Genomic DNA, 23,207 nt, shown 5'->3' on the forward strand with positions numbered 1-23,207 from the left:
GTGGTCATCCGGTGAGGGCGGCGCCGACCTCGGCCACCCCGGCGCGCAGGTCGTCCTCGTCGATGACCAGGGGTGGGAACAGGTGGACCCGGTTGGCGGCGACGAACGGCCACACGCCACGCGCCCGGCAGGCCCGTAGGATCTCGACCATCCGCGGGTGCGGCCGGCCCGGTGCGTCGTAGGGCACCAGCGGCTCCCGGGTGGCCCGGTCCGCCACCAGCTCGATCGCCCAGGCCAGGCCGGTGCCACGGACCTCACCGACCACCGGCAGCCGGGCGGCGAGGTCGTCCAGCAGCGGCCGGACCACGGTCGCCCCGAGCCGCGCGGCCCGCTCGATGAGCCCCTCGTCGCGCAGGACGCCGATCGAGGCCACGATCGAGGCACACGCCAGCGGGTGCCCGGAGTAGGTCAACCCGCCCGGGTACGGCCGTTCGGCGAAGTGGTCGGCCACCCGTTCGCCGACCACGACGCCGCCGACCGGGACGTACCCGGAGTTGACGCCCTTGGCGAAGGTCGTCAGGTCCGGACGGACCTGCCACAGGTCGCTGGCGAACCAGGCCCCGCAGCGGCCGAAGCCGGTCATCACCTCGTCGGCGATCAGCAGGATGCCGTGCTCGTCGCAGAGCGCACGGACCCCGGCCAGGTAGCCGTCCGGCGGGACCAGGACGCCGTTGCTGCCGACCACCGGTTCGACGATGACCGCCGCGATGCTCGCCGGCCCCTCGTACGCCACCAGCCGGCGCAGGTGGTCCAGGGCCCGGTCGCGCTCCTCGGCGTCGGTGCTGGCGTGGAAGTCGGAGCGGTACCGGTACGGTCCGGAGAAGCGGACGGTACCGGCCCCGGTCGTCGGCAGCGGCCAACGCCGGGGGTCGCCGGTCACGCCCATCGCCCCCTCGGTGGCCCCGTGGTACGACCGGTGCGCGGCCAGGATCTTCGGCCGGCCGGTGGCCACCCGGGCCATCCGCAACGCGTGCTCGACGGCCTCGGCACCGCCGGTGGTGAACAGCACGGACCGGCTGCCGGCCGGGGCGACCTCCAGGATCAGCCGGGCCGCCTCGTCGCGCACCTCGGCGCGGAAGGACGGGGCGAGCGTGCAGAGCCGCCCGGCCTGCTCGCGGATCGCGGCGACGACCGCCGGGTGCTGGTGTCCCAGGTTCAGGTTGCCGAGCTGGGAGTGCAGGTCCAGCCACCGCTCGCCGGCCTGGTTCCAGAACCAGGCGCCGGCGCCGCCGGCCACCGTCTCCTGTGCCACCTTCGCCTGCGCCGACCAGGGGTGGAAGACCGGGTCAGACACCATGACGATCCCAGTACGCGCCGAAGATGGCGTTCTCGTCGGGCAGCCGCTCGCGGACCGGCCGGGAGATCGTGGTGCGGTTCATGAAGTGCCGCCAGGTGACGTTCTCCGACTGGGTGCTGCCGCCCCAACTGCCGCTGGCCAGGATCGAGGTGAACGGCAGTCCGTTGTCGAAGTTGCCGCTGTTGCCCGCGCCGGTGGACTGGTTGACCAGCACCCGCGCCACGCCGATCCGCTCGGCCAGGAGGCCGACCCGGTCGGTGCGGCCGGTGTGGATGCCGCAGCTGTGCCCGCTGCCGCAGTGCCGGATGACGGCGTCGACGGTGTCGACCGCCTCGGTGAAGGAGTCGTAGGCGACCATCGTCACCACCGGTGAGAGCTTCTCGCCGAAGAGCGGATCGGTCACGTCGACCCGGTCGAAGGGGACGATCAGCCCGGTGGTCTTGGCCGGGTCGGCCAGCTCGATGCCGGCACGGGCGGCCAGCGCCGCGGCGGGACGGCCGATCGCCGCCCGGTCGAGTTGTCTGCCGTCCGGCCACATCACCCGGCGCAGCCGGGCCGTCTCGCCGGGGTCGCAGGTGTGCATCCCGAGCGCGCGCAGCCTGTTCTCGAACTCCGTCACGACCTGCCGGGACACCAGCAGGTTGCTCTCCGAGGAGCAGGACGTGCCGTTGTTGTAGCTCGCCCCGGCACCGATCTTCTCGGCGGCGAGGTCGAGGTCGGCTGTCTCGTCGACCACCACCGTCGGGTTGCCGACGCCGGCGCCGATGGCCGGCGTACCGCTGAGGTAGGCCCGCCGGACCGTGCTGGCTCCGCCGGAGGCCACCACGAAGTCCGCGGCCCGCATGATCTCCTCGGCCGTCCGCCGGGTGGCGGGCCCGGCCCGCTGGATCAGGTCCGGCAGGGCCCCCACCTCACGCAACGCCGCCCGCATCAGCTCGATGGTGAAGTCGACGGCCGCCTGGGCCGACGGGTTCGGGCTGCAGATCACGGCGTTGCGGGTCTTCAGCAGTTGCAGGCCGGTGCAGGCGACCGCGGAGCACGGCGCGGTCGCCGGGGTTATCAGCGCCACCACGCCCAACGGCTTGGCCAGCGTGCGCAGTCCGAGTTCCGGGTGCTCCTCCAGCACCCCGACGGTGGTCGCGCCCTGCATGTCGCGCAGCGTGCCGAGCACCCGCTTGCGGTGCAGCGCGTACAGGTGTTCGGGGTCGCCCAGCCCGGTGTGCTGGTGGGCCATCGCCGCCATCGTGCGGGCGTTGTCCTCGCGGTAGCAGGACCATCCGACGGCCGCGACCAGTTCGTCGACCCGGTGCTGCGGCCACGAGGCGAACTCGTCCTGAGCTCGACGGGCGCGGTCCAGAACCCCTTCGACACCGGTCTGCACAGATGGTCTCCTTCGATGCGCCGGGCGGCCGAACTCGCATGTTCACAGCCATCCGGAACCGCTACCTCATCGCGGACAACAGTTTGCCGGATGCCGGGTGAATGGGGCTCTGAAAAAGGCTGCGGGGTACCGTTAAGCGTCACTTCACAGATCCGAAACGACCTCGAAGTGCAGTTATGCCGAGACGGGAATCCGTTAAAAAAGTCTCGACATAGCCCCATTTGGATCGCCGCGATCGCCACCCGAAAGCCGCAGAGCGGGCCATAAAGCAACACTGAACAATATTGTCCACAAACTTTTAGGAGTTCCCGGGGCCGGATTAGGGCAGGATGACGACAAAGCCCGTTCCGGATCGCTCAAGGGGTTCCCTGGATGTCAACGATCGTGCTCGGCGGCGACCTGCCGCTCCACCGCCTCGGCTTCGGCGCGATGCACCTCACCGGACCGGACGTGTGGGGGCCGCCCGCCGACCCGGCAGCCGCGCACGCGGTCGCCCGCCGGGCCGTCGAACTTGGCGTGAATTTCATCGACACGGCCGACTCGTACGGGCCGGGCAGCAACGAGGAGGTGCTCGCCGACGCGCTGTTCCCCTACCCGGAGGGACTGGTCATCGGCACCAAGGTCGGGCAGAGCCGGCCGTCGCGTCACGAGTGGCGCCCGCTCGGCCGGCCGGAGTACATCCGGCAGCAGGCCGAGCTGAGCCTGCGCCGGCTGCGCCTCGACCGTATCGACCTGTTCCAGCTGCACCGCATCGACCCGAAGGTCCCCGCCGAGGAGCAGTTCGAGGCGCTCAAGCAGCTCCAGGAGGAGGGCAAGATCCGGCACATCGGACTGTCCGAGGTGACCGTGGCCCAACTGGAGCAGGCCCGCCGGCAGATCGAGGTGGTGAGCGTGCAGAACCTCTACAACCTCAGCCAGCGCAAGCACGACGAGGTGGTGGACTACTGCGAGCGGGAGAACCTGGTGTTCATCCCCTGGGTGCCGATCGCCAGCGGCGACCTGACCCGCTCCGACGGCGCGTTGGGCCGGATCGCCAAGCAGCTCGACGCCACCCCCGCCCAGGTCGCCCTGGCCTGGCTGCTGCACCGGTCACCGGTGATCCTGCCGATCCCCGGGACCAGCTCCATCGCTCACCTGGAGGAGAACGTCGCCGCCGGGTCGCTGGAACTCACCACCGAGCAGGTCGCGGAGCTGACCGCCGAGACCGGCTGAGCGAGCGGGGCCCGCCGGCGCAACGGGAGCACGGCACGCTCCCGCGGGTCGCCCGATCCGTCTTGGGCACGGTCGCCGAGTTCGCCGGCGGTGGCCACGAGCGCGTCGACCGTGGCCCGGACCGCCGGCCGGTTGCCGGTCTCCGCCCGCCACACCACGTACACGTGCCGGGCGAGCGTCGGGGTGATGCGGACCAACCGCACCCCCGGCGGCACCGGATCGCGGCCCAGCCTGGGGATCAACGCGATGCCGAACCCGGCGGAGACCAGCGAGAGCTGCGTGGCGTACTCCGCCACCGCGTGCTCGATGTGCGCGTTGACGCCGTACTCCCGAAGCGTCAGCCGCAGCCAGTCGCCGCACACGGTGCCGCGCGGCCAGCTCACCCAGGTGTCCCGGGCCACCTCCGCGATGTCCAGGCTGACCCGGTCGGCGAACGGATGGTCGACCGGCAGCGCCAGGTCGACCACGTCGTCCAGCAGGCTGGCCCGTTCCAGGTCGCCGGTCAGGGACAGCGGCGAGTTGAACGAGTCCTGGACGACGGCGATGTCGACGTCGCCGCGCACCACCCGCGGGACCGAGTCGATCGGATCCTGCTCGTGCAGGACGATGCGCAGCTGCGGAAACGCCGCGCGCAGCCGGGACATGCTGCTCGGCACCAGGCCACGCGCCGCGGTCGGGAACGCCGCGATCGACATCTTCCCGGTGACCGCACCCCGGTGGTCCTCCAACGCGGTCACCGCCACGTCGACCAGCGACAGGATCTGCTCGGCATGGTCGACCAGCAGCTTGGCCGCCTCGGTGAGACGCACGCCCCGGCCGTGCCGCTCCAACATCACCTGACCGACGTCGCGCTCCAGCTTGGCCAGCCGCTGGGACACCGCCGAGTTGGTGATGTGCAACGCCTCCGCCGCGGCGTTGATGGAGCCGCCCGTCGAGACCGCGTGCAGCGCACGCAGCAACGTCAGTTCAAGCATGGCTCCCACCTCCCGAACCCGGCCGGCCGCTCACCGACATTCAAGCAGCGGAATGAGTAGTCGCGCCAGCACGTAGCGCAGCAGGGGGTCGTGTGGGGGATGCCGGCACAGCCGTGCCGCGCGCCGACATGACCGGACGGTGCCGACGGCCGGACCGTCCGGGCCGGTCGAGACTGTTGCGCGACACTCCCGCTGCCGGCGCGGCCCGGTGCGGATCTCCGGTCAGCGCCGTCCTGCCGCGGCAAAGCCCGGAGCCGGCCGGTCCGGCCCGAGATCCCGCGGGCCGAGACCCCCGTCAGGACCGTCGCGCCACGCCTGGTCGGTCCGACGGTGACGCGGGCGGGAATGCTCCGACCGTTACGGAGGATACTCGTCATGGGGTGTCGACGCTGGCGAGGACGGCGTCCCAGGCCAGTTCGGCGGCGACCGTACCCAGCCGTAGGGACGGGGCGGGCACCGTCACCTCGTCGGTCGTCAGAGCGAACAGGGTGTCGCCGTCGGCGATGGTGTGGAAGGGCTGGATCGCCCGGTGCATGGAGCTGTGCACCTGGGTGGCGAACTGGGCGAGTTCGGTGTCGGTCATCCGGACGTTGGTGACCACGGCGGTCAGGGTGGTGTTCCCACCGGGCGGTGCGAGGTCCGGCGTAGCCGCCGCGATCAGCTCGGCGTAGTCCTCGGCCGGGTGGCGACGCCGGCCGGTCTCCGGGTCGAGGTTGCCCCGTACGACCTCACCGGCACGGTCGACGACCACGCCCATGGCATTCACCACGGTCAGCACCAGCAGCCGGGCTGCGCCGACCCGGGCGAAGGCGGCACCCTGCCCGCCCCACTCGGCGCGGGCGTTGTCGACCTTGCCGACGGTCGCGCCGACACCGGCGCCGACCCGCCCCACGGCCACCCGGTCGGTGCGTACCGCACGCAACCCTTCGGCACCGAGCTGGGCGTCCGGGTAGACGGCGTTGTCCCGGGGGGTGAAGTCGTAGACGACGGCCCCGGACACCACCGGCAGGCTGCCGAAGTCGGTCGCGTAGCCGTTGCGGCGGAGCAGTTCGTCGTAGACGCCGGACGCCGCGGCGAGGCCGAAGCTCGACCCGCCGGCGAAGCACAACGCATGATGGTACGGAAACCCACCGCTGACCCCCACTGCCCCGCCCCGCTTGTCCACGGCCGTACGCGCACCGCCGGGAAGGCTGAGCACGGTGACACCGGTCGGCCCGTCGGGATACTCGGCGGTGCCGATCGCCACGCCGGGCAGGTCGAACTCGACCCATCCGTCGCCCGCCGCGCCGAGCACAGCGGGTCGGTGCCGATGGTCGTTGCCGATGGGTGACGACGTACGCGGTGGGGCCGGCTGGTGCTTGGACATGAGACTCACCGTCTTCCGTGGGTGGTGTGGTGCCGTGTTCCGACCGGTGTCCGGTTGCCTAGACTGGGCTGATGGCTCGTCCGGTCACGCTGCACGACGTCGCACGCCGGGCGGGAGTCGGCAAGTCCACGGTCTCCAATGTGCTGTCGCGTTCCGGCAGGGTCTCCGAGGCGACCCGGGAGCGGGTCCGCGCGGCGATGGCGGAACTGGGCTACGTCCCCAACCGCGCGGCCCGGCAGTTGCGGGGTGGCCGCACCGGCATCATCGGGGTCTACGTTCCCGGCGTGCCGTCCACGTCGGAGTTCTACATGCGGTTCGTCTTCGGCATCATGGAGCGGGCCGCCGCCCGTGACCGGGACGTCACCATCCTGACCGCCTCCGAGCACCGGTCGCCCCGCGCGCTCGACGGGGTGGTCGTGGCCGACCCGCACCGGGACGACGAGTTCGTGCCGGTCCTGATGCGGGGCGGCATGCCGGTCGTGTGTTTCGAACGGCCCCCGGACGGCATGCGCCCGGAGGTCGTGCTCTGGGCGGACCACCACCGGGCGGTCACCGGGCTGCTGGACCGGATGGCCGTCGTCGGTGCCCGGCGTCCCGCCCTGGTGGCACCACCGGAGACCGGCGACTGGGCGGCGCAGTTGGCGGCGGGGTACCGCGACTGGTGTGCCCGGCACGGTGTGCCCACCGTGGTGGCGCAGCATCCGTGGGTGCCCTCGCCGTCGGAGGTGTTCCGGGCGGTCGAACAGGTGCTCGCCCAGCCAGGGGTGGACGCCCTGGTGTGCGCCTCGGTGGACACCGCCCCGACGGCCGTGCAGGTGCTGCACCGGCTCGGCCGCCAGGTCGGGCGGGACGTCCTGTTGGCGAGCGCCACCGAGTCGAGTGCCCTGCGGCTGGGACAGCCGCCGATCACCGCGCTCGACCTGTCGCCGCTGGATGCCGGACGCCGCTGCGCCGACCTGCTCGACGACCTGATCGGTGGCGGCCCGGGTGGGATCTACGAGCACCCGGTCCACCTGTGGTGGCGGGACTCCACCCGGGGGTCGCAGCCGGTCACCGCGTCATCCGTTCCAGTGCCTCCTCCATCCGGTCACCGGCTTCCACCGGGTTGAGCCCGGCCGCGAGACCGTCCTGGTAGACCTCGTCGAGGAGGGGACGGAAGCGGGCGTAGCGGCGTTCCCAGTCGGCCGCGTCGGTGCGCCAGTAGCCCACGCAGACGGCGCGGTCGCGGGGCAGCCGGTGCACGGTGCGCAGCACGGACCGGGCCTGGCGGCACTCGCCGGCCTCCCCCGCGACCCAGACGTAGCCGGGGCCGTCCGGCAGGGTCATCTCCCGCAGCCGGTCGACGAGGCTACCCGCCTCATGGCCGTTGCCGACCCCGACCCGTACGTCGACGTGCACGGCGGGATCGTCGCCGGCGGCGGCGAACAGGTCGCGGGCGTCGGCCATGTCCGGCAGGTCCACCAGCACCCGTACCGGGACGCCGGGCGTGCGTTCCGCGACGATGCGGGTCGCGGCCGGCAGCCCGGCCAGGTCGGCGGCGAGTACCAGCCATCGGGTGTCCGCCGGTGGGCGGAACCAGGCCCGGCAACGCCACAGCAGGAGACCGGTGCCGGTTTCGGCCCGCCGCGCCCAGGACGTGGCGGGGCCGTGGTCGTGCAGGGCGAAGTCGATGGTCAGCCGCGCCCCGACCGGGTCGACGGCGCGGATGGAGTAGTTACGACCGGTGGGCGGGTACTGCTCGTCGTGGTAGCCCCACACCTCGCCGCGCGAGGTCATCGGCGGTGGGGCCGGCTCGCCGGGGCGGGGGAAGTAGAGCGTCACCGACTCGTCCGGTACGCCCAGGGAGGGAAAGCGGGCGAGGCCGGGACCGCCGAGGACGACCCGTTGCAGGTGCGGGGTCAGCCGCCGGACCTCGTGCACGGTGGCGGTCCAGAAGCCGGGCCGGGTGAGCGTGTCGGTCATTTCGCGCTGTACTCCGAGTCGGTGGCCGGGTCCCCGTCGACCGCGGCGGTGAGCGCGGGGACGATCTTGTCCAGTACGTAGGGCAGGCTCAGTACGGAGGCGAACGCCAGCGCGCCGTTGGCCTCGGTGCCGAGGAAGACCTCGCGACGCTGGGTGCGTACGTCCAGCCGGGTGTAGAGCGGGTCGCCGAGCAGCGCGGTCACGCCCGGGTCGGCGGCCGCCTCGGACCAGACGGCGACGTCGACGTCCGTCAGGTCGAACCGTTCCCGGCTGATGGTGGCGGACTGGTTGGCGTTGTCGGTGAGCGCGGTCACCTCGGGTGACATGGTCAGCCCGAGGTCGAGCAGGACCTTCGAGGCCGTGGTCTCGGGGCTGAACAGGTAGTACTGGCCCTCGTACGTGGAGGCGAACACGGTGCTGGCACCCTTGAGGCGGGGATGCGCGCCGGCTACCGAGGCGATCCGCTGTTCTAGTTCGGCGACGAGTGTCTCGGCCTCGGCGCTGCGACCGGTGATCTGTCCGGCGGCCCTGGTCATCTGCTGCCAGGTCACCGCCCAGCTGCCGTCCCCCGTTGGCTGGGCGACGGTGGGGGCGATCTTCGTGAGCAGGTCGTACTCCTGCCGGGACATGCCGGAGGAGAGCCCGACGATGACGTCGGGGCGTAGCGCGGCGATCTGTTCGTAGTCGAGTTCGGCTCGGGCCAGGACCTCCGGCCTGGCCTCGCCGAGCCGCCCACGGGCCCACGGCCAGGTCGCGTTCGGCATGTCGCCGTACCAGTCGCGGATCGCGACGGGCACCTCGCCGAGGGCGAGGAAGTAGTCCTGTTCCTTGAGGCCCACCACCACGATCCGCTCGGGCTTGGCGGCGACGGTGGTCGCGCCGAAGGCGTGGCTGAGCGTGGTGGGGAACGCGGCGCTGGACGATCCGGACGCCGGGTCCGCCGGGCCCGCCCCGCTTCCGGCGCAACCGCCGGCCACCAGCGTGACGAGCGACAGTGCGGCGGCGGTCAGGAGAGTTCTCAGCCGGCGTGGGCGGGTGTGTGACATGGCATTCGATCCTCTGAGGGGCGGCGGAAAGAGATATCCCAAGGACTTAGGGTAGGTTTACCTTAGCCAGCGATGGAACGTTCCACCATGAAGTGAGTCACAGTGTCGGTCGCCACCCCCACCGGCTTACGCCGCCCCCGCCTGCTCGCCGCCGGGCTGCTCGCCTGCGCCTTCGCCCTGCTGGCAGCGATCGCGGCCAGCCTCGTCGTCGGCGCCCTGCCATTGCCGCCCGGCACCGTGTGGAGAGAACTCGTCGCCCACGGCGACAGCGAGGCGAGTCTGATCATCTGGCAGGTCCGGCTACCCCGTACGGCGATCGCGATCTGCGTCGGAGCGGCACTGGCGCTCGCCGGCATCCTCATGCAGGCGCTGACCCGCAATCCCCTCGCCGACCCGGGGCTGCTGGGCGTCAACGCCGGTGCCGCCGCCGCCGTGGTCGCCGGCATCCTCGCCGGGGTGGCCAGCCAGCACGGCCACCTCCTACTCGCCCTGCTCGGCGCGGGCGTCGCCGCCGGCCTGGTCACCGTCATCGGCGGCACCCGAGGCCCGGGTACGGCCGAAGACGGCCGGCTGGTCCTGGCCGGCGCGGCCGTCGGCGCCTGCCTGACCGGTGCCGTCGCCGGTGTCACCCTGCTGAACCAGACCGCATTCGACAGGTACCGCTTCTGGGCCGTCGGCAGCCTCGCCGACCAGCCGCTGTCCACCCTGCTCACGGCGGCACCGGCGTTGCTCGCCGGCCTGGCCGTCACCGTGACCGTGATCCGACCGCTGGACGTGCTGCGCTTCGGCGACGACGGGGGAACCGCCCTCGGCGTCAGCCCCGGCCGTACCCGGCTGCTCGCGTTGGTCGCCACCACCCTGCTCTGCGGCGGCGCGACCGCCGTGGCCGGCCCCATCGGCTTCCTCGGACTCGCCGTCCCCCATGCCGCCCGCGCGATCTGCGGCCCCCGGCTCGGATGGACCGTCGCCTACAGCGGCCTGCTCGGCCCGATCCTGCTGATCACCGCCGACGTGATCGGCCGGCTCCTGGCCCGCCCCGGAGAGATCGAGGTCGCGATCGTGATGGGCGCCATCGGCGCCCCCGTGTTCATCGCCCTGGTCCGCGCCCGGAGGATTCCCCGACCATGACCACCGCCCCCACCAGCGGTCCGGGCCGACGTACGCTCCGTCGGCAGACCCGCCGCACCACTCTGGCCTGCCTCGTCGTGCTCGTGCTCAGCGCCGGCCTGGCCGTCGGTGCCCTGGCCAGCGGCCGGTACGCCACACCGCTCGACGAACTGTGGCCGGTGCTGACCGGAGGCGGCGACCCCGGCCTGCGGTTCGTCCTGTTCGAGCTGCGGCTGCCCCGGATCGGCACCGCACTCGCCGTCGGGGCGGCCCTCGGCGCGGCTGGCGCTCTCTTCCAGAGCGCCAGCCGAAACCCCCTGGGCAGCCCCGACATCGTCGGCTTCACCGTCGGCGCTGCCACCGGAGCCCTCGTCGTCCTGCTGGTTCTCCACGACACCCGACTCACCCCGGCGGTGGGCGCGGCTCTCGGCGGTGCCGCCGTCGCCGGGGCGGCACTGCTGCTCGGCGGGACCGGGCAGCGCCTCATCCTCGTCGGGATCGGGCTGTCCGCCCTGTTCACCTCCGTCAACGCGTACCTGCTGACCCGCGCTGAGGTGACCGACGCGCAGAACGCCGCCGTCTGGCTCGTCGGCAGCCTCAACGGCAGCGGTCACCACCTGTCGCTGCTGCTCGGCGCGCTCGCCGTGCTGCTGCCGCCATCCGTACTGGCGGCCCGGGGACTGCGACTCATCGAGAACGGCGGGGACAAGGCACTCAGCCTCGGCGTACCCGTCCGCCGCCAACGTCTCACCGCGACGGCCCTGGCGGTCGCGCTCACCGCCGTCGGTGTCGCCGGCGCCGGGCCGGTGGGCTTCGTCGCGCTGGCCGCCCCCCACCTGGCCCGCCGGCTCACCCGGGTCGCCGCTCCCCTGGTGACCACGAGCGCGGTACTCGGCGCCGCCCTGCTGCTCGCCGCCGACCAGCTCGCCCAACGACTCGTCCCCGGGCAACAGCTGCCCGTCGGCGCGGTCACCGGCGTCGTCGGCGGTGGCTACCTGGCTCTCGTCCTGGCCTGGACCTGGCGAGGGAGAACCAGGTGAGCCGCCCCCGTCTCGCACCGCATCCGCCGCCTCGGAGGCAACCATGACCACCCCACCCGCGATCGAGCTGGACTCGGTCACCGTCGGCTACGACCGTCGAACCGTCTGCCGGGACGTCTCCCTACGGATCACCGAGGGAAGCTTCACCGTCTTCATCGGACCGAACGGGTGCGGAAAGTCGACCCTGTTGCGTACCGTCGCCCGCGTGTTGCGGCCGAGCGAGGGCCGGGTCGCGGTCCTCGGCCGCGACATCCGCGGCTACAGCCGGCGACAGTACGCCCGCACCGTCGGGCTACTCCCCCAGGGCATCGAGGCACCGGCCGGGATGGCCGTCACCGATCTGGTGCTACGCGGACGGCATCCGCACCGGTCGGCGCTGAGCCGCTGGACGTCGCAGGACGAACAGGCGGTCACCGCGGCGCTGGCCGTCACCGGGACCACCGAGCTCGGCGACCGGATGCTGGCGGAACTCTCCGGGGGCCAGCGGCAACGCGCCTGGTTGGCCATGCTGCTGGCGCAGGACACCCCGATCCTGCTGCTCGACGAACCGACCACCTACCTCGACATCGCCCACCAGTACGAGGTTCTCGACCTGCTTGCCGACCTGCACGCCGGTGGACGAACCGTGGTCGCCGTCCTGCACGACCTCAACCAAGCGGCCCGCTACGCAACCGACCTGGTGGTGCTGCGCGACGGTCACGTCACCACGACCGGTCACCCGTCGACGGTGCTCACCCCGGACCTCGTCGCCGAGGTGTTCGGGCTGTCCTGCCGGGTCGTGCCCGATCCGGTGACGGGCACGCCCGCGGTGTTCCCCGAATCCTCCCGCCGTACGTCTACGACCCACCCACGGTCCGGGAGCTGATCGGCGAAGCCACGACGCTGACCGGCCCGGACAGCGCCACCATGATGACCTTCGCTGACAAGGCCTACCACTCGCGGCGATGCGTGACGAGCAGCCCTGGTAACCAACAGCGAAGCACATTGTCACGATCGCCGGGGCGAGGCCCGCTGACTCCGATCCGGCAACGTCAAGTGTGATCCCCGAACCTTGAAATGTAACGCGGGTGCAGTGACATTTCGTGCATCGCCGAGGACTTGGACGATCTGATACGTACGCTGCGCGAGTCGGACGGGGACACCGCCAATGTCGAAGTCAAGGCCACATCCACAACGTTCCCCGGCAGCTGCGCGGCAAGGCCTCGTGCACCATAACGGCGGGGCCGGAGTGCGGTCCGGCCCCTCTACGTGCGAGTCACAGTAGCAGCCATCGATCACACCACGTACGGTCGATGCACAGCCCTGGATTCGTGCGGACTCCGGGCAGCACCTCGTGCGGGAGGAGCATCGTGGCCGACTACATCGGACTGCGCATCTCGAAATGGCGAACGACCGCCGGCCTCACCCAGCAACAGCTCGCCGATCGGGTCGGAGTGAGCGGCCCGTACATCGCCATGATCGAAGGTGGCAAGCGTGCCGTGACGAAGCGGTCCCTGATCATCGCACTGGCGACCGCCCTGGGTGTGCGGGTCGAAGATCTGACCGCACAGCCCCGGCAGCCTCGTGACGCCTCCGAGTTGGCCGTCTACTCGGCTGCCCCCGGGATTCGGCGGGCGCTCGACGAGGATCCGGACGGCCCACTGCCCGACGTCGACGACGTTGTCCGGCGAGCCCAGGAGGTCATGCGGGCCCGGATGGCCTGTGACTACGTAGCGTACGCTGCGATGCTTCCCGGCCTGGTCACGGACACTCGACAGCTGGCCCGCGTGGCGGCGACGGAGCGACAGGGCCTGTCCCTCTTCGTTCGGGTGGCGTTCGCTGGCGCGGTCGGGCTCAAGAGCCTCGGGCACGTCGACCTGTCCATGCGGCTGGCCGAGCGCGCCCAGCTCGCCGCCGGCCAGCTCGGTGAGCCCGACGAGATCGCAGCCGCCAACTTCGCCACCGCCCAGGTCGCGCTGACCGGCGGGTCGCAGCGGCGCTCCCTCACCCTGGCCGCCACGGCGGCCGAGCAGGTCGGCGACACTGCCACCGGGGACATGGCCTCCTGGTACGGGCTGTTGCACCTGCACGCGGCGATCTCCGCCGCAGGCCTCGGCCGCAGTGACGATGCGGCCACCCACTACGCGGAAGCGGATGACGCACTGCGCCGGGCGAACGGGCCGGACCGGTGGCGGATGGAGTTCTCGCCAGCGAACGTGACGACGTGGCAGGTGGCCATCGCCCTGGAGAACGGCGAGCCGGAGCGGGCGCCGGAGTACGCCCGGCGCGTCGACCGGACCGCCCTACGGGCGTCTCAGCGGAGGGCTCGTCTGCACATCGACGCTGGCCGGGGCCACTACCTTGCCGGCGACAGCGAGCGGGCCGTGCGACAGTTCTTGGCGGCAGATGACATCTCGGCGCAGGAACTACGGTCGCGTACGCAGGTACGGGAGATCACCGGCCAGATGGTGCGGGACGCCCGCCGACGCGGATCAGATGAGCTGCGGGACCTGGCGGTGCGACTCGGGATCGATCCGCTAGACCCGGACAATTCCTAACTGACTGTTAGGAACTCGTCACTGAAGCCGCCCTACCTTCTCAGGTAGGGCGGCGGTGGCCCTTCCGATCCAGCGATGTGTGCAACCACCGCCGCCTCCAAATCTCTCCGGGGTGCGCGCCTGAGTAAAGCCGTTCCCCGGCACCAGACGTAGGGGATGGCGATGACTGAACGTGCCCAGCGGCAGCCCGATCCGGAGATACCGGCGAAGATTGTCGATCAGGTCGCCGAACGGGAGGCGGCCAGGCGGCGGATTCTCGATCAGGCCGCCGCCGAGCGGACTCCGCTCGACGACACCACGCAGGCCGTCCGCGTCGGACGGAGAGGTCGGCGGTGAGCGTCGACGAGCCGACCGACCCGCTCTCGATAGCCGTGGTCGCCCGTCGGGTCCTGGCCGAGCACGAGGCCGGTCACCCCTGCTGGCGGTGCACCGCCGACACGGTCGCCACCTGCCGCGAGGTGGACTGGTGGCGGGCTCAACTCGCCAGGGTGGCGTCGTGACCAACGATCTGCCGGTCGGCCGGCGGGTGGCGTACTGGCGGGCGCGGCGCAACATGTCGCAGCAGGTGTTCGCCGACCGCCTCGGCAAGTCCAAGAGCTGGGTCGACAAGGTCGAACGTGGAGTACGCCGCCTCGACAAGTGGTCGGTCCTCCAGGAGGTCGCCGACACCCTCGGCGTGACGGCGGACGTCCTCGTCGACGACACCAACCCGCCCACCCCGGTCGAGCCCATCAGCAACCCGGACGTCGGGGTCGACCCGGTTCGAGCGGCGCTCACCCGACACCCGGGCATCCTGCGGCTGCCCGCCGATCACGTTCCGGTTGACCCGTACAAGCATCGGGCGCGGATCGTGCACGCCGACGCCATGTACCAGCACGCCCAGTACCCGGCACTGCTCCGGTTACTGCCCGGGCTGCTCGATGACGGCCATGACCTGGCCGCCCGGGCACGGCCAGGGTTACAGGTGCGCACGTACCGGCTCACCGCCCTGGTCCTGGTCAAACTCGGCGTCCACGATCTGGCGTGGCTGGCAGCCGACCGGGGTCTGTCCGTAGCCACTGCCACCGACGAACCACTCCTGGAAGCGGCAGCGGCCCTGCCACTCGGCACCGCCCTACGGGCCGCCGGCCGGCACCGGGCCGCGTTCGAAACGACGATCACCGCCGCCCACCAGATCGCCCCGTTAACCCCTGATGCGGGTACGTCATCCGAACGGTCAGCCTGCGCGGCGCTGCTCGTCCAGGCCGCGCTTGCCGCCGCCGAACACGACGACCCACCCACGGTCCGGGAGCTGGTTGCCGAAGCTACGACCCTGACCGGGCCGGACAGTCCGGAGCGGGCGGCGGTCGAGGCGGCTCGGGTCACCGCAGCGGTCGCGTTGAAAGACGTGAGCGGTGCCGTGGAGCTGAACGCCGCGCTGGCCGTACAAGATCGATGGTGGAGTTTGCCCGTCGAGCACCGGGCGGCGTACCTGATCGACATGGCACCGGCACACCTGGCCACCGGCGATCCGGCAGCGGCCGGGCGGGCCCTGCTGGACGCCGACCGACTCGCACCCGCCGAGGTACGGGTACGCCCCGCCGGGCGGACGGTCCTGGCCCAGGTGCTCACCGGGTCGCCCCGGCCGAGCCCACACCTGCTGGCCGTGGCGCAGGCCGCCGGCATGCGCGGTGCGTGGTGAGGGTGCCGACCGGTACGCGACTGTCCCTGGCCGCCGGTGACTGGGCGTCGCACCTGGGTCTGCCCGGGACCGTGCCATTGGAGGTGCGGACGGTGGCCGTGGCGATCGCGTCTGCCGGCGACGCGCCGGTGGGAATGATGTGGGTACGCGGCCACCTACCGGAATGCGCCGGCCCGGCGGCGTGCGCCCGACCATGGTGCCTGCGCGTCGCCGTCCGCCTCGAAGTCCTGTACGACGCGGTGGCGGCTCAGTAACTACGCACGGGGGCCGGTCCGGGTCATGCTGGGGATACCTGTGTCGGACCATCTGACGAGCAACCCCGGCATGCTTGTACAATTTATTGTACGTAACGTTTGGGAGGCAGCAGCATGCGCACCGTTCCCTACTCAGAAGTCCGGCAGAACCTGGCCAAGATGCTCGACCATGTCGTGGACGACGCCGAGGAAGTGGTGGTCACCCGCTCCGGCCGGGAGGCCGCAGTCATCATCTCGCTGCGCGAGTACGAGTCGTTGAAGGAGACGGCCTACCTGATGGCCAGTCCCGCCAACGCGCGCCGTCTGAATGAAGCCGTCGAAGAGCTGCGTAACGGGGGTGGGGAGATGCACGACCTGATCGACCCCGACGCCAGTTCAGGCGAGGCGTCGGCAGCGTGAAGGTCCAGTTCGCCGGACGAGGCTGGGAAGACTATCTGACCTGGCAACGAGATCGCCAGATGCTCAAACGAGTGAACGCCTTGATCGAGGACATCCGACGCAACGGCCACCAGGGCATCGGCAAACCGGAGCAGCTCCGCGGAAACTGGGCGGGATTCTGGTCGAGACGCATCGACCAGGAACACCGCCTCGTATACCGGATCATGGACGACACAGTGCAGATCGCGCAGTGCCGCTACCACTACGAATGAGGTGGAGGACCACGCCCTCCGCCGAGGGGCACGGCCCCGCGGCAGCCGCGTGCCGTCGTCATGCGATCTGGCGGAGATCGCTGCCGTAGTCGAAGATGATCCGCATTCGGGCACCGAGCGCTCGTGCGTACCGGCTGAGAGTCGCCACCTCGTTGGCTTCCAGGTCGCCGTTCTCGATCTGGCTAACCCTGCCGGGCGTGACTCCCATCAGCTCGACCACCTGCCGCTGGGTGAGACCGAGACGCTTGCGTTCCTCGGCGAGGTGGAACGCACTGACCCACGCCTCGGTACGGGCACGTTCCGCATCGAGCGCGTCGTCGTCCCCATCGTGCAACTCGGCCCGGATGTCGTCCCAGTCATGGAAGTCGCTCATCAGCTTTCCCTCCGCTTCCTCTCGAAGGCACTGTCAGGATGTCGCGAGCAGTCGGATCTCGCAGCGGACGCCGCTGGCCTTGGCGAGCCGACCATCACCGGTCACGAGGGGGCAGGCCAGCAACTCCGCCGCCGCGACATACGCCGCGTCGTACGCCGAGACATTGCCCCGCAACTGCCACATCCGGTCGACCAGCATTGCGACGCCCACCTCGTCGATGACCAGCGACGGCAGGGTCTCGATCGCCTCCTGGGCCCGAGTCAGGCCGAGTTTCCCGCCGATGACCTTGCCCCTGATCACGGACATGACCTCGACCAGCAGATGACCCGGCGCGGCCCAGTGCGGATCCCCGGTCAGCTCCGCCCGCGCCGCGTCGCCCACCAACCCGTCGTCAACCAGGGCATCGGCCAGAACCGACGCGTCCACGACGATCACGCCGCGCTCCCCCACGGTCCGCGCTGCTCCCGCTGGTCATCCAGCTCGGCGGCACTCTCCCCCGGCAGGGACCGGACACCGTCCGACCGGCCGGCGAACCGATCAAGAGCCGCGGTGTTGCGCAACCGCCGAGCCTGCGTCTCCACCAACTCCAACAGGTACGCCTGGAGCGACTGCCCACGCGCCTTGGCCTGAGCCGCCAGCGCATCGCGCACCTCTTCCGGCACGTCCCGAATCTGCAGAGCCACCATGCATGCATTATGCATGAATGATGGCTCAGTCGGCGGGGAGGCCGTGCATTACAACATGCATGATGCCAAGACCCACCTGTCGCGCATCATCGAACGGGTGGAACGCGGCGAGGAGATCATCATCGACCGGGCGGGCACCCCGGTGGCGAAGGTCGTACCGCTGGTACGGCGGGCCAACCGCACCGCGATCGGCTCTCTCGCCGGCCAACTGGACCTCTCCGGTGACTGGGACTCACCACAGACCAAGGCCGAGATCGCCGACGACTTCGGCATCGGCGCATGAATCTGCTGCTGGACACGCACGTCGCGCTCTGGGCCAGCACCGGCGATGCGACCCTCGGCACCGAGTTGCCCGACCGACTACGCCACGAGCCGGACACCTTCCTCTCCCCGGTCACCCTGTGGGAGATCACCATCAAACAGGGCGCCGGGAAGCTCGCCGGACCTCCCGACCTCGCGGAGCGGGTAAGAGACATGGGCTTCCGGGAAATCCCGGTGACCCACGCCCACGCCATCGCCGCCGGCCGCCTGCCATCGCATCACCGCGATCCCTTCGACCGCATGCTGGTGGCACAGGCAATCACCGAAGGGCTGACCCTCGCCTCCCCCGACGCGTCGATAGCGCTGTACGACGTGGACGTCCTCAAGGTGTGATCAGATCCGTTCCGGTGGGCCGGAGGTACCACCATGCGAACCACACCGCCACCGCCACGATCGCCGGCGAGCCGTTGCCGCTGCGCTTGCGCAGTTTTCGTGCGGGGTGAAAAGCCCGATAACGGACCTACGAGTCTTCGAAGACGTCGTCGAGTACGAGTCTTGCCCGGCCGGGGACCTCCTCCTCGGGGAAGATCTCCGCGCACAGCGCGAGGACCTGCTCCGCGCTGCTCAACCCGAGGTGGTCAACCAGGAAGCGGATGTCCTCCGCGTCCCGCCGCCGTGCGGCAAGCACCTTCATGGCCAGCAGATGCTCCGGAGATGCCGCCGACACCCGCAGGCCGGGGTGGTCGAAGACGCGCGGAGCCGTCGCATCGCCTCCCGGCGCGACATACGCACTCGCCTGCTCATTGAGCCACCAGTGCGGCAGGCCGAGTTCATCCGCTACCGCACGAGCCTCGTCAAGCACGATGCCATGAGGTTGGAACACCGCGTCGATGTCCCGAGTAGCCCGCCGCGCGTCGTAGGCCAACGCCATCGCCGCCCCGCCGAAGATGTAGAGGTCGGCGACCACACCTCGCCTCGCCAGCCGGTCCCCGAGCCGCCGGAAGGCATCCCCGATCGCCGTGCGGTCCAGCAGTGGATCATCGAGGCTCACGCGACGTTCAACTCCTGCGCCGACACGTACACGCCCCGGCGACGGAACGCTGCTGGCGCGTGTACCACCGCGTCGACCCGGGCCGCCCGGGTGTTGAAGGGGAACCAGAACCGCCGCAACGACCGTGTCTCGACCCACGGCGGCGCACCCCGCCCGTCCTTGGCCGCCAAGTGCTCGGCCAGTGCCGCGAGGAACACATCCCAGTGCTCGTCACCGGTAGACGTTGGCTCCTGGTCCAGGAGACCGGCGCGCATCTCGGCTGGCTCCCAGCGGTACTCCTCAAGAAACTCCGCTACCAGCCGCCATCGTCGCGTCTCGTCGGATCCCACGAGCAGAGCACCCAGGCGTGCCACCGTCAGTGGCTCGTACCTCGCAGCGCGGTTCCTCATTCCCTCGACGCTAGTACATCCAACGGCCGATCCGTGGCGAGCCACCGTCCGCGTCCGGCGGCCAGGCAGGACGCCGCTGGGCGACCCGGGTCGACTGGTCCGCGCGGAAGATCAACGTGGTGGGGCGGGCGGGACTCGAACCCGCGACCGAGGGATTATGAGTCCCCTGCTCTAACCCGCTGAGCTACCGCCCCGACAACGCGCGCCGGATATTAACCCGCCCGGTCGATCGTCGGCCACCGGCGGTTCGGCCGGCCGGTGGGCTCCCGCCGGGCGGCGACCGCACGATGAGCAACGCGAGAATAACAGCGCGCAGCCGGTCCGGCGGTCCCACCCGCCGCCGGCCGGGGCCGGTCTCAGCCGGCCCGCAGGTCGGCCAGGATCGCCCCGGCGGCCCGCCAACCGCTGGCCAGGGCCCCCTGGATGGAGGGGCTGTCCCGGTGGTCGCCGGCGACGTAGCGGCCGTCGCCGAGGCGTACCGGCTTGCGTAGGTGGCCCTGGGGTGGTGCGGCGGCCGGCAGCGCGGCGGGGATCGACACGGTTTCCAGGTGGGTCCAGTCGGCGGTGGACCGGCCGTAGAGCCGGGTCAGTTCCGCCCGTACGGTCGGCTCGGGTGGGGCCGTCGGGCCGACCACCGAGGTGGCGACCAGGTGCCGTCCGGTGGGGGCGTACGTGGGGGCGGCCTGGCTCAGCACCACCGTGTTGGCTACCAGTTCCCGGCGGTCGCCGTCGACGAGCAGGATCGGCTCGGTAAGGGGCGGCTCGGTGGTGCTGTGGTAGTAGGTCGTGTAGGCGTGGGTGCGTACCCGGGGCAGGGCCGGCAGCAGGGTGGGTGCCGTGGCGGGGTCGACGGCGACCAGGACGGCCCGGCAGGTGATGTCGCCGGCCTGGGTGCGGACCCGACCGGGGGCGACCTCGGCGACCGGGGTGTCGGTGGTGATCAGGTCGGCCGGCAGCGGCTCGGCGATGGTGCGCGGCAGCGCCTGCATGCCGTCGGCCGGCACGCCTACCCGGCCCCGGGCGAACGAGCGCAGCACCATGGCCAGCACGTGGCTGGAGGTTTCCAGGGCCCGGTCGATGAGGACGCCGGAGAGGAACGGGCGGAGCAGCTCCTCGATGATGGTGTCGGAGAGGCCGGCCCGGCGCAGGGCCGTCTCGGCGGTGGTCTCCGGGGCGGCGAGCAGCCGGGCGGGCGGGAGCGTGGCGCAGCCGGTGGCCAGGGCGGCGAAGCGGAGCCGGTCGGTCACCGAGCCGATGCCGGCCAGCGCGGTGCCGGGTGCGCCGGCCGGTTCGCGCAGCGGGTTGACCAGCCGGTGCAGGCGTTCGCCGCGGCGGACCAGCACCCCGGAGGTGAACCAGCCCAGTTGCAGCCGGTCGAGGTCGAGCAGGGTGCCGAGCTTCGGGTACGCGGTGTTGAGCACCTGGAAGCCCCGGTCCAGCTGGTAGCCGTCGACCCGGTCGGTGGCGACCCGGCCGCCGAGGCGGTCGGTGGCCTCCAGCAGCCGCCACGGCACCCCGGCCCGGTGCAGCCGGCGGGCGGCGGCCAGGCCGGCCAGGCCCCCGCCGACGATCACGACGTCGGTCTCAGCGAGCATGCGTGTCCTCCCCCTGGTGCGTCCGGGCCAGCCGGCCGGGCCACCAGATGCGGGGCCCGATGTCGTACGCCAGTGCCGGGACCAGCAGCGAGCGTACGACGATGGTGTCGATCAGTACCCCGATGGCGACCGCGACACCCAATTCGACAAGGACCACCAACGGGAGTACGGCCAGCGCGGAGAAGGTGGCGGCGAGCACCACCCCGGCGGAGGTGATCACGCCACCGGTGACGACCAGCCCGTGCAGCACCCCGGAGCGGGTGCCCCGCCGGACGGACTCCTGCCGGACCCGGCTCATCAGGAAGATGTTGTAGTCGATGCCGAGCGCGACCAGGAAGACGAAGGCGAAGAGCGGGAACGAGGCGTCCACCCCGGGAAAGTCGAACAGGTACCGGAAGACCAGCGCGCAGAGGCCGAGGGTGGCCGCGTAGGAGAGCACCACGGTGGCGATCAGCAGCAGCGGGGCGACCAGGGCGCGCAGCAGCAGGGCGAGGATGACGGCGATCACCGCCAGCACCACCGGGATGATCACGTTGCGGTCCCGGGTGGCGGCGTCGGCGGTGTCCACGTTGATCGCGGTGTACCCGCCGATCACGGCGTCGGCCCCGGGTACGGCGTGTACGGCCACCCGCAGGTCCCGTACGGTCCGCTCGGCGCCGTCGCTGTCCGGTGGGTCGGTCAGGGTGGCCGCCAGCTCCACCCGGCCGTCGACCACCTTCGGTGGGGCGTCGCCCTGCGGTGGGCCGGCCGGGTTGCCGGTGACCGGCGCGACGGCGGCCACCCCGGGTACGCCCCGGGCCACCTCGGTCACCCGCTGCGCGCTGGACGCGGTGACGAAGATGGTGGCCGGGCTGCCGGTGCTGCCCGGGTAGTGCCGGGCGATCGCCTCCTGGCCGGCTACCGAGTCGGTGCGGTCGGTGAAGAGCTGGCTCTGGCCGAGCGCGGTCGCGCCGAGCTGGGTGAGTCCGATGGCGAGCAGGGCCAGCACCACGGTGGTGACCAGCCAGACCGGCCGGGCGCTGCGGGCCACGAAGCCGGCGACGCGCTGCCAGAACGGGTGTTCGGCCTGCGGTTCGGCCCGGTCGACGCGGGGGCGGCGGGGCCAGAACACCCAGCGTCCGCCGAGCACCAGCAGGGCGGGCAGGAAGGTGAGCATCACCAGCAGGGTGGCGGCGATGCCGATGGCGGCGACCGGGCCGAGCGACCGGTTGGAGTTGAGGCTGGACAGCAGCAGGCAGAGCAGGCTGGCGATGGTGGTGCCGCCGGAGGCGACGATCGCGGGGGCGGCGCCCCGCCAGGCGGTACGCATCGCGTCGGCGGGGCGCGCGTGCCGGTGCAGCTCCTCCCGGTACCGGGCGATGATCAGCAGCGCGTAGTCGGTGCCCGCGCCGAAGACCAGCACGGTGAGGATGCCCTGGGCCTGCCCGTTGAGTTTGACCACGTCGGCGTCGGCGAGCAGGTAGACGAAGACGGCGGCGAGGGCGAAGGACATCCCGGCGGCCAGCAGCGGGGCGATCCAGAGCACCGGGCTGCGGTAGACCACCAGCAGGATGACCAGGACCACGCAGAGGGTGACCACCAGCAGGGTGCCGTCGATGGCGGAGAAGACCTCGATCAGGTCGGCCAGCAGACCGGCCGGGCCGGCCACGTGCACGGCGAGCCCGTCGGTGCCGGTGCCGGTGATGGTGCGCAGCTCGTCGACGACGGTGCCGATCCGCTCCCCCTCGGCCTCGTCGATCGGCACGACCACCTGCAACGCCTGGCCGTCCTGGCTGGGGATCGGTGGCGGCAGCGGGGTGACCACCCCGGGTACCCGGGCGAACCGGGCGGCGTCGGCGGCGGCCCGTTGCCGGTCGGCCTCGGTGATCCCGGCGGCGCGTTCGTAGACCACCAGGGCGGGGGTGGTCCGCCGGTCGACGAACTGCGCGCTGAGGTCCTCGGCCCGGGTGGCCTCGGCGGCGGCGGGCAGGAAGGAGGCGTTGTCGTTGGTCGCCACGTCGCCGAGGCGGCCCGCGTACGGCCCGGCGACAGCGCCGACGATCAGCCAGCCGAGCACGACGACCACCGCGATCAGGGTGGTCGGGCTGCGGCCCCGGGCACCGGCCATGCCATCTGCTCCCACGGGTCCGACGCGGTGGGCGTCCCAGTAGACGCCGCTCATCCTGCCGGGCGACCGGGCGCTACGGGGGCGAAACCAGGCAGAGCGGGCCCGATCGGGGACGGGAAACGACGATGCCCGTCGGCATGGCCGACGGGCATCGGGTGCGGTGGCTCCCCCGTTTGGACTCGAACCAAAAACCTGCCGGTTAACAGCCGGCTGCTCTGCCAATTGAGCTACGGGGGAC

The 23,207-nt window shown here is 71.5% G+C and carries 27 protein-coding genes and 2 tRNA genes; 14 read left to right on the forward strand and 15 right to left on the reverse strand.

What is annotated here, in order from left to right:
- Positions 1-4: 4 nt before the first annotated feature.
- A complete protein-coding gene (locus ACN28G_RS18605) occupies positions 5-1,297 on the reverse strand; it encodes an aminotransferase class III-fold pyridoxal phosphate-dependent enzyme (RefSeq protein ID WP_091442096.1) in 1,293 nt (430 codons plus the stop codon).
- On the reverse strand, positions 1,287-2,678 hold the full coding sequence (locus ACN28G_RS18610; RefSeq protein ID WP_091442100.1) for an aldehyde dehydrogenase family protein: 1,392 nt from the start codon (positions 2,676-2,678) through the stop codon (positions 1,287-1,289). Before ACN28G_RS18610 ends, ACN28G_RS18605 begins: the two co-directional genes overlap by 11 nt.
- A 372-nt stretch (positions 2,679-3,050) precedes the next feature.
- On the opposite strand from ACN28G_RS18610, the gene ACN28G_RS18615 reads away from it, so the two are divergent.
- On the forward strand, positions 3,051-3,890 hold the full coding sequence (locus ACN28G_RS18615; RefSeq protein WP_091442103.1) for an aldo/keto reductase: 840 nt from the start codon (positions 3,051-3,053) through the stop codon (positions 3,888-3,890).
- On the opposite strand, the gene ACN28G_RS18620 is transcribed toward ACN28G_RS18615, so the two are convergent.
- Together ACN28G_RS18620 and ACN28G_RS18625 are read right to left on the reverse strand one after the other, a co-directional pair.
- Positions 3,809-4,864 (reverse strand): LysR family transcriptional regulator, encoded by a 1,056-nt coding sequence (locus ACN28G_RS18620; protein WP_091447038.1) that lies wholly within the window; start codon positions 4,862-4,864, stop codon positions 3,809-3,811. The two genes, ACN28G_RS18615 and ACN28G_RS18620, sit on opposite strands and share 82 nt — an antisense overlap.
- A 373-nt stretch (positions 4,865-5,237) precedes the next feature.
- The gene (locus tag ACN28G_RS18625; protein ID WP_091442108.1) at positions 5,238-6,230 is read right to left on the reverse strand and encodes a P1 family peptidase; all 993 of its coding nucleotides are present in this window, start codon (positions 6,228-6,230) and stop codon (positions 5,238-5,240) included.
- 71 nt (positions 6,231-6,301) lie between these two features.
- Here ACN28G_RS18625 and ACN28G_RS18630 point away from each other — a divergent pair, with 71 nt between their 5' ends.
- Positions 6,302-7,339 (forward strand): LacI family DNA-binding transcriptional regulator, encoded by a 1,038-nt coding sequence (locus tag ACN28G_RS18630; protein ID WP_091442112.1) that lies wholly within the window; start codon positions 6,302-6,304, stop codon positions 7,337-7,339.
- Here ACN28G_RS18630 and ACN28G_RS18635 read toward each other — a convergent pair.
- Both ACN28G_RS18635 and ACN28G_RS18640 read right to left on the reverse strand, forming a co-directional pair.
- A complete protein-coding gene (locus tag ACN28G_RS18635) occupies positions 7,281-8,192 on the reverse strand; it encodes a siderophore-interacting protein (protein ID WP_091442115.1) in 912 nt (303 codons plus the stop codon). The genes ACN28G_RS18630 and ACN28G_RS18635 overlap by 59 nt on opposite strands.
- A complete protein-coding gene (locus tag ACN28G_RS18640) occupies positions 8,189-9,238 on the reverse strand; it encodes an iron-siderophore ABC transporter substrate-binding protein (RefSeq protein ID WP_091442118.1) in 1,050 nt (349 codons plus the stop codon). The genes ACN28G_RS18635 and ACN28G_RS18640 overlap by 4 nt, the downstream gene beginning before the upstream one ends.
- Positions 9,239-9,340: 102 nt before the next feature.
- On the opposite strand from ACN28G_RS18640, the gene ACN28G_RS18645 reads away from it, so the two are divergent.
- From ACN28G_RS18645 to ACN28G_RS18690, 10 genes are all read left to right on the forward strand, one after another.
- Positions 9,341-10,366: a FecCD family ABC transporter permease gene (locus ACN28G_RS18645; RefSeq protein ID WP_091442121.1), complete on the forward strand. Its 1,026-nt coding sequence runs from the start codon at positions 9,341-9,343 to the stop codon at positions 10,364-10,366.
- Entirely contained in the window at positions 10,363-11,385 is a 1,023-nt protein-coding gene (locus ACN28G_RS18650; RefSeq protein WP_091442124.1) for a FecCD family ABC transporter permease, read from the forward strand. The genes ACN28G_RS18645 and ACN28G_RS18650 overlap by 4 nt, the downstream gene beginning before the upstream one ends.
- Positions 11,386-11,428: 43 nt before the next feature.
- Positions 11,429-12,250, forward strand: coding sequence for an ABC transporter ATP-binding protein (locus tag ACN28G_RS18655; protein WP_091442128.1), 822 nt, complete (start codon positions 11,429-11,431; stop codon positions 12,248-12,250).
- Positions 12,251-12,734: 484 nt separating this feature from the next.
- Positions 12,735-13,922 carry a helix-turn-helix transcriptional regulator gene (locus ACN28G_RS18660; RefSeq protein ID WP_229688460.1) on the forward strand — a complete coding sequence of 396 codons (1,188 nt, stop codon included), beginning with the start codon at positions 12,735-12,737 and terminating at the stop codon, positions 13,920-13,922.
- 162 nt (positions 13,923-14,084) lie between these two features.
- A complete protein-coding gene (locus tag ACN28G_RS18665) occupies positions 14,085-14,258 on the forward strand; it encodes a hypothetical protein (protein WP_175440623.1) in 174 nt (57 codons plus the stop codon).
- The gene (locus tag ACN28G_RS18670; protein ID WP_175440624.1) at positions 14,255-14,422 is read left to right on the forward strand and encodes a hypothetical protein; all 168 of its coding nucleotides are present in this window, start codon (positions 14,255-14,257) and stop codon (positions 14,420-14,422) included. Before ACN28G_RS18665 ends, ACN28G_RS18670 begins: the two co-directional genes overlap by 4 nt.
- Complete coding sequence (locus ACN28G_RS18675) at positions 14,419-15,603, forward strand: helix-turn-helix domain-containing protein (protein ID WP_421479957.1); 1,185 nt, start codon at positions 14,419-14,421, stop codon at positions 15,601-15,603. Before ACN28G_RS18670 ends, ACN28G_RS18675 begins: the two co-directional genes overlap by 4 nt.
- Positions 15,600-15,857, forward strand: coding sequence for a hypothetical protein (locus ACN28G_RS18680; protein ID WP_421479959.1), 258 nt, complete (start codon positions 15,600-15,602; stop codon positions 15,855-15,857). The genes ACN28G_RS18675 and ACN28G_RS18680 overlap by 4 nt, the downstream gene beginning before the upstream one ends.
- A gap of 114 nt (positions 15,858-15,971) precedes the next feature.
- Positions 15,972-16,256, forward strand: a complete 285-nt coding sequence (locus ACN28G_RS18685; protein WP_018787151.1) for a type II toxin-antitoxin system Phd/YefM family antitoxin — start codon at positions 15,972-15,974, stop codon at positions 16,254-16,256.
- The gene (locus ACN28G_RS18690) at positions 16,253-16,507 is read left to right on the forward strand and encodes a Txe/YoeB family addiction module toxin (RefSeq protein WP_018216555.1); all 255 of its coding nucleotides are present in this window, start codon (positions 16,253-16,255) and stop codon (positions 16,505-16,507) included. Before ACN28G_RS18685 ends, ACN28G_RS18690 begins: the two co-directional genes overlap by 4 nt.
- Positions 16,508-16,565: 58 nt before the next feature.
- Here the strand turns inward: ACN28G_RS18690 and ACN28G_RS18695 are convergent, their stop codons facing one another.
- From ACN28G_RS18695 to ACN28G_RS18705, 3 genes are read right to left on the reverse strand one after another with little or no spacing between them, the layout of a single operon-like run.
- A complete protein-coding gene (locus ACN28G_RS18695; RefSeq protein ID WP_091442142.1) occupies positions 16,566-16,880 on the reverse strand; it encodes a helix-turn-helix domain-containing protein in 315 nt (104 codons plus the stop codon).
- 33 nt (positions 16,881-16,913) lie between these two features.
- A complete protein-coding gene (locus tag ACN28G_RS18700) occupies positions 16,914-17,330 on the reverse strand; it encodes a type II toxin-antitoxin system VapC family toxin (RefSeq protein WP_091442145.1) in 417 nt (138 codons plus the stop codon).
- Positions 17,312-17,566, reverse strand: coding sequence for a FitA-like ribbon-helix-helix domain-containing protein (locus ACN28G_RS18705; protein WP_091442149.1), 255 nt, complete (start codon positions 17,564-17,566; stop codon positions 17,312-17,314). Before ACN28G_RS18705 ends, ACN28G_RS18700 begins: the two co-directional genes overlap by 19 nt.
- 55 nt (positions 17,567-17,621) lie before the next feature.
- On the opposite strand from ACN28G_RS18705, the gene ACN28G_RS18710 reads away from it, so the two are divergent.
- Positions 17,622-17,849: a type II toxin-antitoxin system Phd/YefM family antitoxin gene (locus tag ACN28G_RS18710; RefSeq protein ID WP_421480936.1), complete on the forward strand. Its 228-nt coding sequence runs from the start codon at positions 17,622-17,624 to the stop codon at positions 17,847-17,849.
- A complete protein-coding gene (locus ACN28G_RS18715) occupies positions 17,846-18,220 on the forward strand; it encodes a type II toxin-antitoxin system VapC family toxin (RefSeq protein ID WP_421479962.1) in 375 nt (124 codons plus the stop codon). Before ACN28G_RS18710 ends, ACN28G_RS18715 begins: the two co-directional genes overlap by 4 nt.
- A 127-nt stretch (positions 18,221-18,347) precedes the next feature.
- Here the strand turns inward: ACN28G_RS18715 and ACN28G_RS18720 are convergent, their stop codons facing one another.
- The 6 genes from ACN28G_RS18720 to ACN28G_RS18745 form a co-directional block, all read right to left on the reverse strand.
- Positions 18,348-18,878, reverse strand: a complete 531-nt coding sequence (locus tag ACN28G_RS18720; protein ID WP_091442158.1) for a DUF6036 family nucleotidyltransferase — start codon at positions 18,876-18,878, stop codon at positions 18,348-18,350.
- Complete coding sequence (locus ACN28G_RS18725; protein ID WP_091442161.1) at positions 18,875-19,267, reverse strand: hypothetical protein; 393 nt, start codon at positions 19,265-19,267, stop codon at positions 18,875-18,877. Before ACN28G_RS18725 ends, ACN28G_RS18720 begins: the two co-directional genes overlap by 4 nt.
- 117 nt (positions 19,268-19,384) lie before the next feature.
- Positions 19,385-19,461: transfer RNA gene (locus ACN28G_RS18730), tRNA-Ile, on the reverse strand.
- 162 nt (positions 19,462-19,623) lie between these two features.
- Positions 19,624-20,862 carry an NAD(P)/FAD-dependent oxidoreductase gene (locus ACN28G_RS18735; RefSeq protein WP_421479964.1) on the reverse strand — a complete coding sequence of 413 codons (1,239 nt, stop codon included), beginning with the start codon at positions 20,860-20,862 and terminating at the stop codon, positions 19,624-19,626.
- Positions 20,852-22,969, reverse strand: a complete 2,118-nt coding sequence (locus ACN28G_RS18740) for an MMPL family transporter (protein WP_421479966.1) — start codon at positions 22,967-22,969, stop codon at positions 20,852-20,854. Before ACN28G_RS18740 ends, ACN28G_RS18735 begins: the two co-directional genes overlap by 11 nt.
- 161 nt (positions 22,970-23,130) lie before the next feature.
- A tRNA-Asn gene (locus ACN28G_RS18745) sits at positions 23,131-23,206 on the reverse strand.
- Position 23,207 lies beyond the last annotated feature (1 nt).

This window comes from Micromonospora sp. WMMA1923, from assembly GCF_049179195.1.
Classification (GTDB): Bacteria; Actinomycetota; Actinomycetes; order Mycobacteriales; family Micromonosporaceae; genus Micromonospora; species Micromonospora yangpuensis.